Origin of the sequence: Frigoribacterium sp. ACAM 257 (assembly GCF_007954365.1) — a bacterium.
In the GTDB taxonomy this organism is placed as follows: Bacteria; Actinomycetota; Actinomycetes; order Actinomycetales; family Microbacteriaceae; genus Frigoribacterium.
On the sequence record NZ_VOLO01000002.1, the window covers coordinates 277,377 to 294,065 of the forward strand.

Sequence of the window (16,689 nt, forward strand, 5' to 3'; positions counted from 1 at the left end):
GCATGACGGATCGTCGCTATGCTGCCGGAGTTGTGTGCCTCGTCCAAGGGGGGACACGGGGGCGACACCACCGGTGCGTCCCGTGTACACGAGCGTTCAGGAGGAAGAACCATGGCCGACATCCGCGTCACGTCCGATTCACTGTCAGGCGTCTCGAACCAGCTGTCCTCGGGATCACAGTCGATCGAGTCGCAGCTGCAGAACCTCAAGTCCCTCGTCGACGGCCTCGTCGGCGGCGACTGGTCGGGTGCGGCGTCGCAGTCGTTCCAGGAGCTCTACTCGCAGTGGGACCAGTCGGCGATCCAGCTCAAGGAGAGCCTGCAGGGCATCAGCGAGCTGCTGAGCCAGGCCGCCCTCTCGTACGAGGAATCCGAGAACTCGATCTCGGGCACGTTCCGCGGCTAGCAGTCATCCGCCGTCGACGCCGCCTGCTCACCAGCCGGCGGCGGTGACGGCGTAGGGGGAGTCACATGGTCCAGTACCGGGTCAGGACAGAATCGCTGGGCGAGGTCGCGAACCTCCTCCAGTCGGTCGTGAGCACGTTCGACGCGCACGTCGCCGAGACAGGGTCCGTCGTGCGCAGCGTCGTCGACTCGTCGTGGGAGGGCGAGGACGCCACCCTCTTCGAGAAGAACTGGCAGGAGTTCCAGGCCGGCGCGACCGCGTTGCGCACCGTGCTCTCGAGCCTCGCGGGGCGCCTGCAGGCTGCCGAGGGCGGCTACGGCAGCACCGAGTCCGGCCTGAGCGGCGGGTTCTCCGAGAGCGCCGGGGCGATGGCCGTCCGCCCCGCCGCCGCGTCGGCCGGGCTCAGCGAGGCCGTCCCCGCCGACCAGCAGTCGCCCCCCGCCGGGGAGGACCCCCGATGAGCGAGCAGCAGGCCGACACGACGACGCTGCAGCAGCTCGTCGACCAGATGCAGTCGCTCACCGAGTACTGCGACGCCCTCAAGCAGGGCGCGAGCACCTTCGCCTACATGCTGCCGAACGACTGGCAGGGCCCCGCGATGGCGGCGTTCCTCGGCAGCTTCGAGCAGTGGGCCGCCGGCGCCGAGGCGCTGACGCAGTCCGCCGAGGCCCTGCACCAGCAGGCCACGACCGCGCACACCGCCTACGAGTCGGCCGTCGAGCAGCTCGACACGCAGTGGAACGAATTCAGGGGGCAGCTGCCGTGACCACCGTCAGGCTGAACGCGTTCGGGCTCGTCACCGACGGCAGCGAGATGTCGACCATCGCGTCCGACGTCACCGCCGCCTGGACGAGCCTCTCCAGCTCCCTGAGCGGGTCGGCAGGCATGGCCGGCGACGACGAGCTCGCCGAGGACTGGAGCCCGGACTACGACGACTCGGCCAAGGCGTGCGCCAACGGCACCGCCGCCATCACGTCGTTCCTCCGCAGCTTCGACGGGCTGCTGGCGGGCACCGGCGCGGCCTACAAGGAGGCGGAGCTCACGGGGGCAGGCAAGCCCGGCACCAGCGGCATCGAGATCCCGAGCGGCACGACTCCGTCCGCCGAGGTGCCTCCATCCGCTCTCGGAGCGAATCCCCTCCCCGGCGGACTCGGAGAACTCGGAGAGTTGATCGAGGGTGCCCTCTACGCGGTCGGCGTGGTCTTCCCTCGGGGTGATACGGACAAGCTGGAAGCAGCAGCTGTGGCCTGGGGCTCGTTCGCCAGTGATCTCGATCAGGCGAGCATGCGCCTGGGCAGCAGCCTCGTCGAGCTCGCCGCGGCCGACGTGCCGCAGAGCGGCGTCGCCCTCGACGTGCGCACCGCGCTCCAGGAGATGATGGGCGATGTCTCCGAGGCCGCAGCGGGCAACGAGACGGCACTGAACGACCTGGCCCAGAACATCGACGACACCTGGGCCGAGATCCGGAGCATGCTCGAGAGCCTCGCCATCGAGCTGGCCATCGACATCGGCATCTCGGTCGCTCTCTCGTTCGTCACGTTCGGCGTCGGCGCCCTCGCGGGCGCCGCGAAGGCCACCACGACCATCGCGAGATGGGTCGTCAAGATCGCCGACCTGATCCGCAAGCTCAAGATCATCAACCGCATCCCGGCCGACAAGTTCCTGAGGGCGTCGAGCGTGCTGCGCAAGCTCGAGCACGGGCCGATGCACTGGCGTTTCGGGGCCGAGGTCGTCAAGGGGACCATCAGCGGCAGCGCGTCGTCCGTCATCGTCTCGACGCGGAACGGCGAAGCGATCACGCCCGATTCGCTGCTCGCCACCCTTGCGGGCGGTGTAGTCGGCGGCGTCGCCGGCGGCGGCGTGGGTGCGGGGTTCGCGGCAGCCTTCGGTCGACGTGCCGGCCGCCACGCCGTGCAGCCCACGTTCTTCCGCGCCACGACCACCGAGGCTGCGAAGGGCGCCGTCGAGGGGGCGGCCGGTGGTGTCGCCGGCGGCGGGACTGAGGCGGCGATGAGAGGCGAGGAGTTCAACGTCGGCCTCGCGGCCCTCTTCGGCATGGGTGCGGGCACGGCCATGGGAGGCGGTGGTCACGCGGTCGGAGCGGCCATCGACGCCCGCGGAGGCACCGGCCTCGGCTTCGACGCCGACGCGGCTCTCGCCGGGCGCGACGGCGAGAACGTCTCCCCCGAGTTCCTGGCCGACCGCCGGGCCGACGCGGAAGACGGAGGGGGCCTGTTCGATCGCGGGGGCGAGGCGGACGTCGCCTCACCGACCACCGCCTCGGAGACGAACGGTTCTCCTTCGCCCGCGCCTGCGGGTCCCGCGGCCGCAGGCGGGCCCGCGGTCGGCGCGGGCGCCTCCGTGTCCACCGGCGTCGACGCCCCCGCAGCGGTGGCGGGCTCTGGTGCGGGCGGAGGCACGAGCAGCGCAGGAGGCGCCGGTCCCGTCCGCACGGACGTCGCCGACGTCGACACCACGTCGCTCCCCGAGGCCGCTTCGTCCGGCGACGGCACGAGCCAGGCGGCATCGACCGACAGCACCACCCCGGAGGCGACCACCGTGTCGGCCTCGCCCGAGTCGTCGGCGTCCGACAGCTCGCCGTCGGACTCGACCTCGACGTCCGAGTCGTCGACCACTCCGGATACATCGACCGCTCCTGATCTCACGGCCACTCCCGAGTCGTCGGCGACACCGGACTCGACCGTCACGCCCGATGCCGCCACCACGCCGGACTCCTCCACGCCCGAGGGAGCCGTCACGGAGACGTCGTCCGGCGAGGCGACCACCTCGGAGGCCGTCTCGTCCGATGCGGACGCGACCAGCGCCTCCTCGATCGACACGGACCTCGTGACCGCCGACGAGCTGGGCATCAGCCCGGAGTCGACCGGCGACGCCTCGGCCATCCCGACGGACTCGCAGCTCGCGGACGTGCGCTCGGCGATCGACGCCGACGTCGCGGCGCACGCGGAGGCCGTGGCCGCCCACGCACCGCCCCAGGGCGACACCGTGGCGGCCTCTCCCGAGGCCACGGCGTCGCCGGACGCCTCGGCGTCGGCGACGTCGGCGACTCCCGAGTCGACGACCGACGGCACCCCCGTCGACGTCCCCTCGAGCACACGGGACGACGCGACCCTCGGCGAGCACGCGACGACGGCCGACGCCGCTGCGTCCTCGGGCGCCGACGGCAGCCCGAGCTCGCACGGGGACAGCATCGCCGATGCGCCGCCGGCCGCAGTCGGTGCGGCCTCGGCTGCGGGCGCGACCCTCCTCATGGCCAGGCCGACACCCCTGGGAACGTCCGGGGTCCCGATCTCGGACCGAGCCGGCCACGCTGCTGTGGACGTCGCGCGTCCCCGCCGAGCGGGAGGTGATGCCGCGGCCGTCGGGGATGCCTCGTCGCGGGGCGGGCACGACTCGGACGCAGGCCCGGCGACGCCCACCGGCAGCGCCCCGGGCTCGTCGTCCGGTCGCCTGCCTCACTACCCCGAGTCCCTCGTCGAGAGCGAGGCTCGCGCCTACCGACAGGCGCTGGACGCCGAGCTCTCGAGACACGGCCTCGATCGTCGGTCCTTCCGTCGCCTGGTCAGCAAGCCGATCCTGAAGCTCTCGTCTCACGAGATGACGACGCTGATCGAGATCCGCGAGTCGCTGCCCGACATCGGACCCGGTTCAGTCCTCCAGAAGGTCCTCCCTGACGCGTCGGTCCTGTCCCAGCTGGCCGGTGCGCAGCCCGTCCAGGACGGCGTGACCGGGTTCATAGCCAGATTCGCCCACATGACGGGAGCGTCGAACCGGCACTTCATGACTCCTCGTCTGGTCTTCCAGAAGCTCGGCCTCGGCTACGTTCCGCGCGAAGGGCAGGTGTCGTCCTTCGACATCTCGTCGGACGAGCGCTACGCGGTGCGCTTCGAGCTCGGCCCCGACCCGGACTGGGACACGAGGACCGTGGACACGATGCAGCCGCTCCGCATCCTGAGCACCATGAGCAGGCTCGCCCCCGACAGTGGCTGGGACAGCATGTCGATGAAGGAACGCCGCGTCCTCGTGGAGAACAACCGCGGGGTCATACAGACTCCGTCCGACGCGTACTACTTCGACAAGGCGCTCAAGTCGGAGAAGCAGGATCCTTTCCGGGGGAACGGGTGGGCCGGGCAACGTGGCCACTACACGCCAGAGACGACCCTTGCCTACGGTGAGCGGTCAGGACCGCTTCGGGAGGGCGCGGAGATCTGGAGATACAGCGCCGACGGCACGCAGCACGTGTTCGCAGTCCTGGAAGCCGGTCGATGGACAGTCCTCTGAGGCCGGTGCCCACCGGAGTTGCTGTCCGCCTGGACGGTGCGGTGGTCGCGCGAGGGGGTCACGTCAATCCGGGACTGATCCGGGACGGGGTCGTCTCCGTCGTCGATCCCGACAGTCGCGAGGTCGTCTCCGTCCCCGCTGCAGGCGCCGAGGTCGTCTCGACCGTGACGAACGGGTGGTTGTTCGGCCACGAGGTGTCGATAGCGGCCGGGTCATCCACCCGGTACGTCCTGCGCGGCTATGTCTGGGACGGAACTGCCCCGCCGCGGGGCGTGGAGCACGTCGCCGACGACGGTTCCTTCAGCCTGGCGACGGATGAGCTCGGCGATGTGGTGGCCATCGACTCGGTCTCGGACACGCTGCTCCACGACGGGTCGACTGCCCGAGCCAGAGCGGGGGCCCTGGTCGCGACGCCTGGCCGTGGAGCAGACCAGTTCGGACCGGCGGCCTCGCTCGAGTGCGTCCCGCTCCCGGATGCTGGATCGGGTCCTGCCGTTCAGCACCCGGACGGATCGGTCACGGCACTCGCCCCAGGGCTGACGAGGCGATGGATCCACGGGCTCGGGACGGCGGCGGGGCGAGAGGTCGAGATCTTGGCCGAGCGAGAGGGGCGCCTGTGGGTGGCGTCACGTCGATCTCGAACAGGCGCCGACGGTCTCGCCTACGTGCGACTTCTCGGTGGGATCGCGAGCCGCTACCTGGGCTGGGTTCCGACGGGCGAGGTCGACGGTCCGCTGCTCTTCTCCCGTGCCTGGACGACGACCGACGAACTTCCGCTGCTGCAAGGGCACTACGGGCGGGTCGAAGGGCTCTTGCGTTCGCTCGCGGGGTCCGACGGCGGCCACGGCCCCCGGCCGTCGCGGGCGTCGGGGTGGACGACCGTTCACGGGGCATCGCCTGTGCCCGTCGATGATGAGGACTACGCATGGTCGCTGAGCGGCGGGGCGAGGAGCGTGCCCGACGGCGACGTGCTCGACCGGGTCTCCGTCCGGACGACCGCGTGGCTGGCCGGCACGGAGGTCGAACTCGTTCGGCCGTGGGACCCCATGACAGACGGACGCGTGCTCCTGGTGAGGGGAGCCGGTGATCCTGGTCCGCAGGTGCTCCTCTCCGACGGCTTCACGGTCGTCCCGCGTCCCGCTGCGGGTGGAGGGTGGACGGCTCAAGTGCGGCGTGACCACCTCGACGGTGTCGAGTCCACAGTCGTCGACGAGGGATGACTGGTGGCGGAGCGCGCGGGACGGCATCGACCGTCGATCTCCGGGCGGAGACGCCTGTGCCGATCGACACCGCGGACCACCGGTGGTCGCTGGACTGCGGAGTCCGCTCGGTCCCTGCCTCACTCGTCACCGCCTCCACGGAGGTGCCTCCGCGGCCCGCGCCTCCTGTGCCATCCTTGTCCTGGCACGCGGCGAACCAGCGCCGTCGCCGCACGACCTCGGAGGGGCGCAGATGATCCTGCAGAAAGCCGTGACACCGCAGACCAGCGCGGCGTACCACGACCACGACCACGACCGGGTAGCCGGGTTCGTGGTGCCGTGGGGAGCCGTGGGCCACGCGCGGACGCCGCGTGAGCTGATCACGGCGCACGGCCTCGACTTCCCCGCCACTCCGTTCTCGGCCGACATGCCGCACATCGACGTGCTGCGCTTCGAGGGCACGGCGAACCTGCTCCTCGAGAAGGCCACGGGCGGGCCCGACCGCGCCACGCAGAACGTGACCGGCGGGCCGTTCCTCGACCGGGCGCCGTTCCGCGGCGACGGGTTCGTCGACGACCCCGACCACGTCATCCCGCTCTCGTGGCTCCCGCACCGCCGTGTGCCTGCCGGTGCCGAGCTGCACCGCATCGCCGCCGACGGCACGAGCACCCACCTCGCGTACTTCCACTCTGCCGCCTGGGGCTGGATCTACGCGGACGGCATCGAGGAGCTGCGAGAGCGCCAGCCGCGCCTCGTCAGCCGCTTCGTCGGCGGCCTCGCCCGCTGGGACGACGGCGAGGTCTACATCGCCGACCTCATCGACGGGGGCACGCGGGCGATCGCGGTCCGTCAGGACGACCAGGCCGAGGCCGACGGCTGGACGCCGACCACCCCGATGGTCTGGTCGCGCACCATCGACGTCGCCGACGTGCAGGAGTACTTCGAGCTGGACGTCCGCACGCGCTGGAACGGCCTCGGCTACCGGATCACCGACCAGTACCCGACCGCCACCGGCCTGCAGCTCAGCGGCTCGTACACCGACCACGACGCCGACCTCGCCGAGGGGCTGCAGCTGGTCACGACCGACGCCGGGGTCTACGAGGCCGAGCTGCCGGGACACCTCCTCGAGGAGGCGACGGTCCGGCAGACGCAGCTGCCCGAGTGGCCTGCGCTCCCGGAGGACTGACCGGCACCCTGACCGGCGCCCTGACCGGCGCCCTGGGCGACCAGGCGCGCAGCGCGGTCAGGCCCGACGGGTAGGCCGCACCGACACGACCTCGGCCGTGGCGCCGTGAGGCAGGTCCACGACGAGGCGGACGGCGTCGGCCACCGACTGCGGCTCGAGGTAGAGCGCCACGTCGTAGACGCCGCCCTCGCTCTCGACCAGCTCGTGCTGCATGTCGGTGTCGACGCGGCCCGGGTGCACCGAGCTGACGCGGACGCCGTGCCGCCGCTCCTCCTCGCGCAGCGAGTCGGTGAGCGCCCGCAGAGCGAACTTGCTCGCGGCGTAGGTGCTGCCGCCCGGGCCGGCGGTGAAGCCCGAGCCGCTGTTGACGGCCACGACGGTGCCCTGCGCGGCGCGGAGGGCGGGCAGCAGCTGCCGGGTCAGCTCGGCGACGGCGAAGACGTTGACCTCGAACACGCGGCGCCAGTCGTCACGGCTCGTGCCCTCGACCGCCCCGCCGCCGATCACGCCCGCGGCGTGCACGACGACGTCGAGCCGGTCGAGCGCGGGCGCCTCGAAGGGCGACCCCGCGAGGTCCGCGACCCAGGGCGAGGCCGACGGGAGCGACCCGGCGAGGGCGACCAGCGCCTCCTCGTCCCGGCCGTGCACCACGACGTGGTGCGTCCGCGACAGATCGCGGGCGATCGCCAGGCCGATGCCGCGGGTGGCCCCGGTGACGAGGGCGATCGGGCGTGACGTGTCGCGGCCCCGGGCGTTCGTGCTGCTGTCCATGCCCTCAGTCTGGCCCGTCGCGAGGTCAGCTGCGGATGATCGGCAGCGGACCCGTGAGCTGCGGCAGCTCACGGTCGCTGAGCAGCCAGCGCTCACCGGAGGCGGTCACCAGGAACGCGAGCGGCCCCGGCCGGCAGACCACCAGAGCCCCGCCGGACTGCTGCTGCAGCACCTGGTCGAGCGCTCCGCCGAGGTCGCGGTCGTCCTCGGAGCCGCTGGCCGAGAGCACCGCACAGCGCCCGTCGGCGCCCATCGCGGAGAGCAGTCGGCGCACGCCCTCGGGGTCGCGCAGCTCGGGAGCCATGGCGTGCACGACGCCCATGTCGACCCACTCGACCGACTCGAGCAGGGCGGCGAGGCGCTCACGAGGGGCGTCGGCGCCCTCGGCGGCCTCGTGGGCGAGGCTCTGGACGGCGTCGCGGGCGTCGGGCGCAGCGAAGGCCTCGAGCGCCGCGATCACGGGTGCGGGCAGCTGCGGCACGGAAATCTCCTTCGGGGTCTGGGCCTCCCATCCTCCCACCCGGTGCGGACGGGCGGGTCCTCCGCGCGGTCGAGGGCGCGACGACCGCGGCGACTGCGAGGATGGGCGGGTGACCACCGCCTCCTCGACCACCGCCTCCACGACGCCTCCGCTCCTCGGCCTCCTCCTCGACGTCGACGGGCCGATCGCCAGCCCGGTCAGCCGCAGCATCGCCCTGCCCCAGATCACTCGCGACCTGGTCGCCCTCGCCGCGGCGGGCATCCCGGTGGTCTTCAACACGGGCCGGTCCGACGCGTTCATCCGCGACGAGGTCGTGGGTCCGATGATCTCGGCGGGCCTGCCCGCCGGCGCCCGGGTGCACGGCATCTGCGAGAAGGGCGCGTCGTGGTTCTCGATCGGGCCCGAGCACGGCCCCGACGGCATGAGCGAGGTGCAGGTCGACTCCGACCTGGCGATGCCCGCCGACTTCGCCGCCGAGATGGACGAGCTCGTCACGGCCGAGTTCGCCGACCTGGTCTTCTTCGACCACACCAAGCGCGCGATGGTCTCGATCGAGCAGCTCACGACCGTCGAGTCGGCCGTGTACCTGGCCCGCCAGCGCGACTTCGACGAGAAGGCGATGGAGGCGCTCGTCCGGCGAGGTGCCGGCGTCCGGCGACTCGACGACGAACGTCGCGACGCCCGCGGCGAGGTGCAGTGGCGCGTCGACCCGACCATCATCTCGACGGACATCGAGTCGGTCCGGCTCGGCAAGGACCTCGGCGCCGAGCGCGCCCTCGAGCTCCTGGCCGAGGACGGCGAGCTGCCCCTGGCCTGGCGCACCGTGGGCGACTCGCGCAGCGACTACGCCATGGCCGACTGGCTGCACGCGAACGGCCACGACGTCGCCCACGTCGACGTGCGGCCGGCCGACGGGGTCCCGCCCACCGAGTACCCGGTGCTCACCAGCGCGTCGGGGCTGATCCACGACGAGGCCGGGGCGGAGTTCCTGGCGCGCTGGGTCCGCGACGTCGGCGCCTGATCCTGGGCACCCCGGGTGAGACTGTCCCTCGCCTGGGTGACACGACGGGCGATGTCTCCGGGTGCGAGGCCTGCAACCACGCGGGGTCCGAGCGGCATGTGCCCCTGAAGAGGGGTACGACCCCCCGAACGGGTGACAACCTGTTCAGGGGTCAGCCTGTATCGTTCTGACCAGTCGCCGCGAGGTCCCCCGAAAGGCCCACACGACGGCTGTTCCACCAGCACCACCGCATCACCCGCAGCCCGGCCACCCACCGGGCGCACCCGACAGGCCCGTCCGAGAGGACGTGCCGCGGAGGCCCCCTCCTCCGATCACCGCCGTCGCCGGCTCACACCCAGGCCGCCGACTGCACGCACATGTCGCCACAGCTGCCGACGCCCTCCCCGGACGTCTGCAGGCCACAGCTGCTGTTCTCTGCCGTCCGGGATCTCCGTAGTCCCGAACCAGGAGAGAAGCACTCGCATGTCCCGAACCATGCGCGGCAGCACCAGCGACGCCGTCCACCCCGTACGACCCGATGCGTCGGAGGGATCCCCCGAAGGGTCCTGGCCGCTGCGCCCCGTCGTCGCCGAGGCACCTCGCTCGCGCCGCGAGCTGAGGCACCTAGCAACCCTCGGCGACGCACGGGCGGGTCGTCCCGAGGCGAGCCAGCGCCTCTCCAGCGACCACCACGCGACGATCGTCGCGCGCACCGAGGGGCGGGCCCACTCGCCGTTCATGGTGCTGCTCGTGCTCGCCTGCACCCTCGGCATCCTGCTGTACGGGCAGTTCCTGCTGAACCCGGCGAACCGCGGCGACCTGCTCCCGTACGCGGCGGTCATCGTCGCCGAGGCCGTGCTCGTCGTGCAGGCCCTCCTCTCGATGTGGACGATCCTCTCCGGGGGGCAGAACCCCCGGGACTTCGACTTCCACTCGACCCAGGACACACTGTACGACGAGGCCGAGATCGACCGGCTCGGCGTGCGCGACCAGCCGCACCTGTGGCCGATCGTGGTCGACGGCGAGCGGAAGACGGTCGACGTCTTCATCACCGTGTACGGCGAGGAGCTGTCCAAGATCGCCATGACGGTCCAGGCCGCGATCGCCCTGCAGGGCGAGCACCGCACCTGGGTGCTCGACGACGGTCGGAGCGACGAGGTCCGTGACCTGGCGGGCACCCTCGGGGCCCGCTACATCCGTCGTCTCAGCAGCAACGGCGCGAAGGCCGGCAACGTGAACCACGCGCTGACGGTGGCCAAGGGCGACTACTTCGCGATCTTCGACGCTGACTTCGTGCCGAGGCCGATGTTCCTGCACGAGACCGTGCCGTTCTTCGTCGACGAGAAGGTCGCCTTCGTGCAGACCCCCCAGTCGTACGGCAACCTCGTCAGCTTGGTCAGCCGCGGCGCCGGCTACATGCAGGCCGTCTTCTACCGGTTCATCCAGCCGGGCCGCAACCGCTTCAACGCCGCGTTCTGCGTCGGCACGAACGTCATCTTCCGTCGCGCCGCCGTCGACGACGTGGGCGGCATCGACACCGACTCGAAGTCGGAGGACGTCTGGACGAGCCTGTTCCTGCACGAGGCCGGCTGGCGCTCGATCTACATCCCGTTGACCCTCGCGGTCGGCGACGCTCCCGAGACGATCGAGGCCTACAGCAAGCAGCAGCTGCGCTGGGCGACGGGCGGCTTCGAGATCCTCTTCCGCCACAACCCGCTGAGCCCCCGCCGCAACCTCACGATGGACCAGCGGTTCCAGTACATGCTGACCGCGACGCACTACCTGACGGGCATCGCGCCCCTGCTGCTGATCATGGTGCCGCCGATGGAGATCTTCTTCGACCTCCGGCCGATGAACCTGCACATCTCGGTGCTGCAGTGGCTGTTGTTCTACTCCGGCTTCTACCTGCTGCAGATCGCGCTCGCCTTCTTCACGCTGGGGTCGTTCCGCTGGGAGGTGCTGATGCTCGCGTCGGTGTCGTTCCCGATCTACGTCAAGGCGCTCTGGAACGTGCTCAGCGGCAAGGACACCGCCTGGAACGTGACGGGCGGCAAGGCCGCCTCGAGCCCCTTCAACGTGATCGTGCCGCAGGTGCTGTTCTGGGTGTTCCTCTCGCTCACCTCCCTCGTCGCGATCTGGCGGGACTGGGACAACCGCGTGCTGACCCTGGCGACCGTGTGGAACCTGATCAACACCGCCGTGCTCAGCGGGTTCCTCCTGGCCGCCCTGCGCGAGGCACGGGCGATCAAGCGGGCCGCTCGTTCCGGCTCGAGCGCGCGGACCACCGTCGGCGCTCCGATCGCTGCGGTGACGACGGTCGGGCAGCCGACGCCGGAGCTGCGCACCCAGGTGGCGCGCCCCCTGCCCCGCAGCCACGAGGAGCTCCTGGCGATGTCCGACGAGGCGGCCGCCCAGGCGCGCCGCGACCAGGACCGCCGTCAGCTGCTGGAGGCGCGTCTGGCCGTCGAGGACGACCAGCGTGACCACGGCGCCCGCCAGCACGACCCGTCGTCGGCCGTGGGCCGATCCGACTTCGACGCAAGAGATCTCGACGCAAGAGAGAAGGTGGACTCGTGACCTGGGCCAACCGCATCAAGATGACCGTGGGGATCCTCGTGGTCCTGGCCCTCGTGGCCGTGTTCACCGTGATCTTCACCCAGCGCCAGGCGCAGGTGATCAGCACCAGCGCGGCGATCGCCAGCCAGGACTTCGTCGTCGGAACCGACTACAGCGGCACGGTCACCTCGACCGACGCGGAGGTCGGCGACGTGGTCGCCAAGGGCGACCCCCTCTTCTCGCTGCAGAGCCTCACGTTGCAGAAGGACCTCGCCGACGACGTCGCCGTGCCCAGCACCGACGCCTACACGGTGTCGGCGGACGGCACCATGACGTTCCTCGCGACGGTCGACGGGCGCCTCTCGCAGCTCGACGTCCGTGAGGGCGGGTTCCTCGGCTCCGGCACGGCCGTGGCCACCATCGAGCGCTCCGGCACGCTGTTCGTCACCGCCGACTACACCCTCACGCCCCGCGACTACGAGCGCATCCAGGACGGCGCGGTCGTCGACGTGATGCTGCCGAACCAGGTGGTCGTCACGGGGAACGTCGACCTCGTGAGCGTCGAGACCAAGGAGGGCGAGGCAGCCGCGACGGTCCGCGTCGTCAGCGACGACCTCACGGAGGGCGCGTACAACGGCCTCGTCTCGAGCGGCACGCCCGTCGAGGCCACCATGCACCTCCGCGACGACGGCATCCTCGCCGGGCCCGTCGACTCGGTCCAGGGCTTCCTGCGCCAGATCGGGGTCTGAGGATCGTCCGCGGCAGCAGGGGCCCTGCACGCCTCCTCGCCGGGGTCGGCGCGGCCCTCACGCTGGTGCTCGTCGTGACGGCGTGCACGAGCGGCGACCGTGACGACGCCGGGGTCGACGCGACCCACGGCGGGCGCGCGGGCGACGTGCTGCCGGCCTCCCGGATCGACCCGCTCGTCGCGGCCCTCCCGCAGGAGTCGGTCGGCGAGGCGCCGACGACGCGCCTCGCCGACGGCCTCCTGCCGCCGACGAACCGCTGGTTCTCCGGCCTGGTGTTCGGCGACGAGCCGATGCCGGTCTTCCCGTTCCCCATCTCGTTCCAGCTGACCGACGACGGCTTCGCCGCCGGCCAGCCGGCCCCGGTGCCCTCCGCCACGGCGATCGTCGGGCCTGCCCTCACCGACGTCTCCGTCGACCTCGGCTCGTCCGACTCCGTCGTCAGCGGCTACGACGACGTGTCGGTGACCCTCGAGCACCGCGACGGCGACACGGTGCTCGGCCACACGACGATCGCCGAGGGCTCGCCCACGGTGTCGTACACCGCGGCGACTTCGCAGACCGACGCTCTCTCGGTGCTCGGCGACGGCACGTTCCGGGCCGCCGGCGACGGCCGTGCCACGGTCGAGGTCGGCGACGCCACGTGGGGGGTCGTCGTCACCGGCGGCACCCTCGACGTCGACGCGTCCTCCATGGCACTGGACGAGGGCGGCTCGCTCGTGCTCGTCTCCGTCCCGGCCGGCGCCTCCTCCGACCAGGCCGCGCAGGTGCTCGACGCGGCGACGTCGCCGCTGACCGGCGTCACCACCACGTACGGCACGAGCGGCAGCGGCGACCAGCAGCAGCAGACCACCGAGCTCGGCTACGCGACCGCGGCCGGCGGCGACGCCCTCGTCGTGGCGGCCCCGCACCAGGGCGACTCCGGCCCCGCGGCGGGCGGCACCGACACCGGTCTCACCTACCCGACCGTCTACGGCACCGTGCCCCTCTCGATCGGCACCGGCCTGGCGTTCTCGGCGCCGACCACGACGGCCTCTGCGGCCCTCGACCTGAGCGGGCTGAGCGACGCCGAGCGCGCCTCCGTGCGTGACCAGCTCGACGCCGACGTCAGCCTCACGCAGGCCTTCCCGGCCGACACCTACTACGGCGGCAAGGCGCTCTACCGGGCGTCGATGCTCTGGCAGCTCGCCGTGCAGCTCGACGACCAGGAGGCGGCGGCCGACCTGAAGGAGCGGATCGTCGACCAGCTCGACCTCTGGACCCGGCCCGACGGCTGCGAGTCGCGCGACCAGGAGTGCTTCGTCTACGACCCCGCGGTGGGGGGCGTCGTCGGCAAGGCGCCGTCGTTCGGCTCGGAGGAGTTCAACGACCACTACTTCCACTACGGCTACTTCCTCTACGCGGCCGGCGTCATGGCCGCCGACGATCCTTCGCTCGCCGAGGGCTGGCAGCCCGTGATGGACCTGCTCGCCGCCGACATCGCGTCGGGCTCGCAGAACGGGTCGTTCCCCGACCGCCGCGCGTTCGACCCGTTCTGGTCGCACAGCTGGGCGAGCGGGTACGCGCCCTTCGTCGACGGCAACAACCAGGAGTCGTCGTCGGAGGCGGTGGGCGCCTACGCAGGGCTCTCGCTCTGGGCGTCGGCGACGGGCGACGAGGCACTCGGCGCCGAGGCCAGCTGGATGCTGAGCGCCGAGTCGCAGGCCGCCCTCGCCTACTTCGTGGCCCCCGACCTCAGCGACCCGGTGTTCCGTGCTGACACTGCCGCCGGCGTCGCCGGCGCTGCCGACTCTGCCGGGGCGACGACCTTCGACCATCGCGTGGTGTCGCTCAACTGGGGCGGCAAGCGCGACTACGGCACCTGGTTCTCGGCCGAGCCGTCGGCCATCGCGGGCATCCAGCTGATCCCGCTGAGCCCGACGTCGGTCGACTACCTCACATCCGAGGCCGCAGGAGGCGCGGAGCAGGTCGACGCGTTCGTCGCGGAGGCGGCGCCTGACGGCTTCGACGGGCCGCTCGCGGACTACGTCCTGATGTACTCGGCGCTGGCCGGGAAGGACGCGGCCGCGTCGGCGCTGGCGACGCTCGCCGCACTGCCCGACACGAGCATCGACGACGGCAACTCGCGCTCGTACGCGATGGCGTGGATGCTGGCCGCGCAGGCACGCGGCTAGCGGCGGAGCGCGGTTCCTCGTGCTCCCGGCCGGCGGCCGTCAGCCCGCGACGCGGGTGTCGTCGACGAGCCGCGTGACGACGCCGTCGTCGCCGACCGCGACGAGGGAGCCGCCCCAGAGCTGCACGTCTCCGGTGCCGGCGGCGGCGGAGTCGGCCGCGCGCGCCTCCTCGTCCGTGGCCCCGCCCTGGCCGGGGACGAGCCGCCAGAGCTCGCGGCCGTCGGCGAGGTCGTAGGCGAGGACGGCCTGGCCGACCGCGCCGTCGGCCAGGCCGTAGCGGCCGGGCGAGGACACGTAGAGCACGGTGCGCGACGCGGCCACGGCGGTCGCCTCGAGGGGAGCCGAGATCCGCGTCCGCTCCGCACCCGTGGCGGCCTCGAGCACGATCAGCTCTCGTCGCGGCCCCGTCGAGCCCGAGCTGCGCGACGGTCTCCCCGCGACGCCGGTCTGCAGCAGGACGTCGCCGCCGCCCTGCCCGGGAGGCGTCGCCAGCACGAGCGGCAGCGAGCCGTCGGCGCCGCCGGACGGCACCGACCAGCGCTCGTCGCCCGTGTCGCGCTCGACGCAGGTGACGGAGCCGGCGTCGACGAAGACGACGCAGCCTCCCGCCACGACCGGCGGCCGGTCAGGGTCGAAGCCGCGGCTCCAGACCCGGCGGCCCTCGGCCGCGTACGCGACGCGCTCGACCGGGAACCCGTCGTCGCCGTCGGCCTGCAGGTCGACGAAGACGCGGTCGCCGTCGACGACGCTCGACGTGCCGCGGCCCCACGCCTCGCCCCACTCACGCGAGGTGCCGGTCGCCGGGTCGACGAGCGACGCCGCCCCCGCCGTGACGACGAGCACGCGACCGTCGACGAGCTGGGCACGCCCCACGGTGCCGAGGTCCGCCTGCCAGGTCGACCTGGCGATCTCGTCGCGCGGCATCGTCGCGACACGGGTGCGGGCGGGACCGTCGACGAAGCCCGTGCCCCGGTCGCCGCCCCCGCCCGCCCGCGTCTCGACCAGGACCCAGTCGTCGTCGGCCTCGAGCACGGTGACCGGGCCGTCCGGCGACGTGCGCCTCTCCAGCACGAGGCCCGTCGCCAGGTCGAGCCGCGCGACCACGGCGCTGCCCGAGCCGAGCTCTGCCGTCGCGTTCCCGACGACGGCCGTCGACACGTCGTCGTCGACCCACGCGCCGAGCTGCGCGGGCGAGACGACGTCGCTCACGTCGGAGGTCGGCGTGCTCCAGAGCACTGCGCCCGAGCGCGGGTCGACCCGGGCGATCCGGTCGCCGCGGGCGTCCTCGTCGAGGCACCCCGGACTCTCGGCGTCGAGCTGCGTGGTCGTCACGACGAGCACGTCGTCGCCCGCGCGCGCCAGCACGCGGACGTCCAGGCAGCCCGGCTGCACCGCGGGGACGCCGAGGTCGGCGGGCTCGATCCGCCAGCCCCCGGCGGAGGGCGCGTTCCGCAGCTCGTCGACGACGAGCCCGTCCGCGGGACGTCCCACCGGGTACCGGGGCTGCGAGGCCAGCCCCGCACCGACGACGAGGGCGGCCGCGACGACGCCCGCCGCGGCGGCCGTGCCCGCTCGCCGACCCGAGGAGGCGCGGTGCCAGCGCGCCCGCAGGCCGCCTCCTCGTCCGCCCGGCCGGGCGTCGCCGACGTGCGCGTCGCCGTCCGGACGACCGTGGTCGGACCGGGCGTCGTGGGGGCCTGCCTCCTCGTGATCCGTCACGGTGCTCGTCCCCTCTCGCGCGCCTCCGCCGATGGTACGGCTGCTGCCCTCGCGCGGATCCCTCTCGGATCCGAGCGTGGTCCGCGCTGTGCGGCCCCGTGGAGCCCGGAGCTGCGGCCGCCCGGCGACGGATGTCTCTCGGCGTGCCCG

The 16,689-nt window shown here is 72.5% G+C and carries 13 protein-coding genes; 10 read left to right on the forward strand and 3 right to left on the reverse strand.

Annotation, left to right across the window (positions count from 1 at the left end):
- The first annotated feature begins 111 nt into the window (after positions 1–111).
- The 6 genes from ES689_RS07705 to ES689_RS07730 all read left to right on the forward strand — a co-directional run bounded on the left by ES689_RS07705 (position 112) and on the right by ES689_RS07730 (position 7,092).
- Entirely contained in the window at positions 112–405 is a 294-nt protein-coding gene (locus tag ES689_RS07705; RefSeq protein WP_158614657.1) for a WXG100 family type VII secretion target, read from the forward strand.
- A 65-nt stretch (positions 406–470) separates the two neighbouring features.
- Complete coding sequence (locus ES689_RS07710; RefSeq protein ID WP_146902508.1) at positions 471–866, forward strand: WXG100 family type VII secretion target; 396 nt, start codon at positions 471–473, stop codon at positions 864–866.
- Entirely contained in the window at positions 863–1,171 is a 309-nt protein-coding gene (locus tag ES689_RS07715) for a WXG100 family type VII secretion target (RefSeq protein WP_146902512.1), read from the forward strand. The genes ES689_RS07710 and ES689_RS07715 overlap by 4 nt, the downstream gene beginning before the upstream one ends.
- Positions 1,168–4,707 carry a hypothetical protein gene (locus tag ES689_RS07720; protein ID WP_146902515.1) on the forward strand — a complete coding sequence of 1,180 codons (3,540 nt, stop codon included), beginning with the start codon at positions 1,168–1,170 and terminating at the stop codon, positions 4,705–4,707. The genes ES689_RS07715 and ES689_RS07720 overlap by 4 nt, the downstream gene beginning before the upstream one ends.
- 164 nt (positions 4,708–4,871) lie before the next feature.
- Positions 4,872–5,927: a hypothetical protein gene (locus tag ES689_RS07725; protein ID WP_146902518.1), complete on the forward strand. Its 1,056-nt coding sequence runs from the start codon at positions 4,872–4,874 to the stop codon at positions 5,925–5,927.
- A 232-nt stretch (positions 5,928–6,159) separates the two neighbouring features.
- The gene (locus ES689_RS07730) at positions 6,160–7,092 is read left to right on the forward strand and encodes a hypothetical protein (RefSeq protein WP_146902521.1); all 933 of its coding nucleotides are present in this window, start codon (positions 6,160–6,162) and stop codon (positions 7,090–7,092) included.
- A 57-nt stretch (positions 7,093–7,149) separates the two neighbouring features.
- On the opposite strand, the gene ES689_RS07735 is transcribed toward ES689_RS07730, so the two are convergent.
- The gene (locus ES689_RS07735; protein ID WP_146902524.1) at positions 7,150–7,863 is read right to left on the reverse strand and encodes an SDR family oxidoreductase; all 714 of its coding nucleotides are present in this window, start codon (positions 7,861–7,863) and stop codon (positions 7,150–7,152) included.
- Positions 7,864–7,888: 25 nt separating this feature from the next.
- On the reverse strand, positions 7,889–8,344 hold the full coding sequence (locus ES689_RS07740) for a hypothetical protein (protein ID WP_146902527.1): 456 nt from the start codon (positions 8,342–8,344) through the stop codon (positions 7,889–7,891).
- A gap of 109 nt (positions 8,345–8,453) precedes the next feature.
- Here ES689_RS07740 and ES689_RS07745 point away from each other — a divergent pair, with 109 nt between their 5' ends.
- The 4 genes from ES689_RS07745 to ES689_RS07760 all read left to right on the forward strand — a co-directional run bounded on the left by ES689_RS07745 (position 8,454) and on the right by ES689_RS07760 (position 14,820).
- A complete protein-coding gene (locus tag ES689_RS07745; protein ID WP_146902530.1) occupies positions 8,454–9,365 on the forward strand; it encodes a hypothetical protein in 912 nt (303 codons plus the stop codon).
- 462 nt (positions 9,366–9,827) lie between these two features.
- Positions 9,828–11,921: a glycosyltransferase family 2 protein gene (locus ES689_RS07750; protein WP_223269478.1), complete on the forward strand. Its 2,094-nt coding sequence runs from the start codon at positions 9,828–9,830 to the stop codon at positions 11,919–11,921.
- Positions 11,918–12,649, forward strand: coding sequence for an HlyD family secretion protein (locus tag ES689_RS07755; RefSeq protein WP_146902534.1), 732 nt, complete (start codon positions 11,918–11,920; stop codon positions 12,647–12,649). The genes ES689_RS07750 and ES689_RS07755 overlap by 4 nt, the downstream gene beginning before the upstream one ends.
- A 74-nt stretch (positions 12,650–12,723) precedes the next feature.
- Entirely contained in the window at positions 12,724–14,820 is a 2,097-nt protein-coding gene (locus ES689_RS07760; RefSeq protein WP_146902537.1) for a glycosyl hydrolase, read from the forward strand.
- A gap of 39 nt (positions 14,821–14,859) precedes the next feature.
- Here the strand turns inward: ES689_RS07760 and ES689_RS07765 are convergent, their stop codons facing one another.
- On the reverse strand, positions 14,860–16,539 hold the full coding sequence (locus tag ES689_RS07765) for a PQQ-binding-like beta-propeller repeat protein (RefSeq protein ID WP_146902540.1): 1,680 nt from the start codon (positions 16,537–16,539) through the stop codon (positions 14,860–14,862).
- Positions 16,540–16,689: the final 150 nt, after the last annotated feature.

Excerpts from the sequence above, each read along its gene's own strand:
- ES689_RS07705 (WP_158614657.1), top strand. The coding sequence starts at position 112 with ATGGCCGACATCCGCGTCACGTCCGATTCACTGTCAGGCGTCTCGAAC.
- ES689_RS07710 (WP_146902508.1), top strand. The coding sequence starts at position 471 with ATGGTCCAGTACCGGGTCAGGACAGAATCGCTGGGCGAGGTCGCGAAC.
- ES689_RS07715 (WP_146902512.1), top strand. The coding sequence starts at position 863 with ATGAGCGAGCAGCAGGCCGACACGACGACGCTGCAGCAGCTCGTCGAC.
- ES689_RS07730 (WP_146902521.1), top strand. The coding sequence starts at position 6,160 with ATGATCCTGCAGAAAGCCGTGACACCGCAGACCAGCGCGGCGTACCAC.
- ES689_RS07735 (WP_146902524.1), bottom strand. The coding sequence starts at position 7,863 with ATGGACAGCAGCACGAACGCCCGGGGCCGCGACACGTCACGCCCGATC.
- ES689_RS07750 (WP_223269478.1), top strand. The coding sequence starts at position 9,828 with ATGTCCCGAACCATGCGCGGCAGCACCAGCGACGCCGTCCACCCCGTA.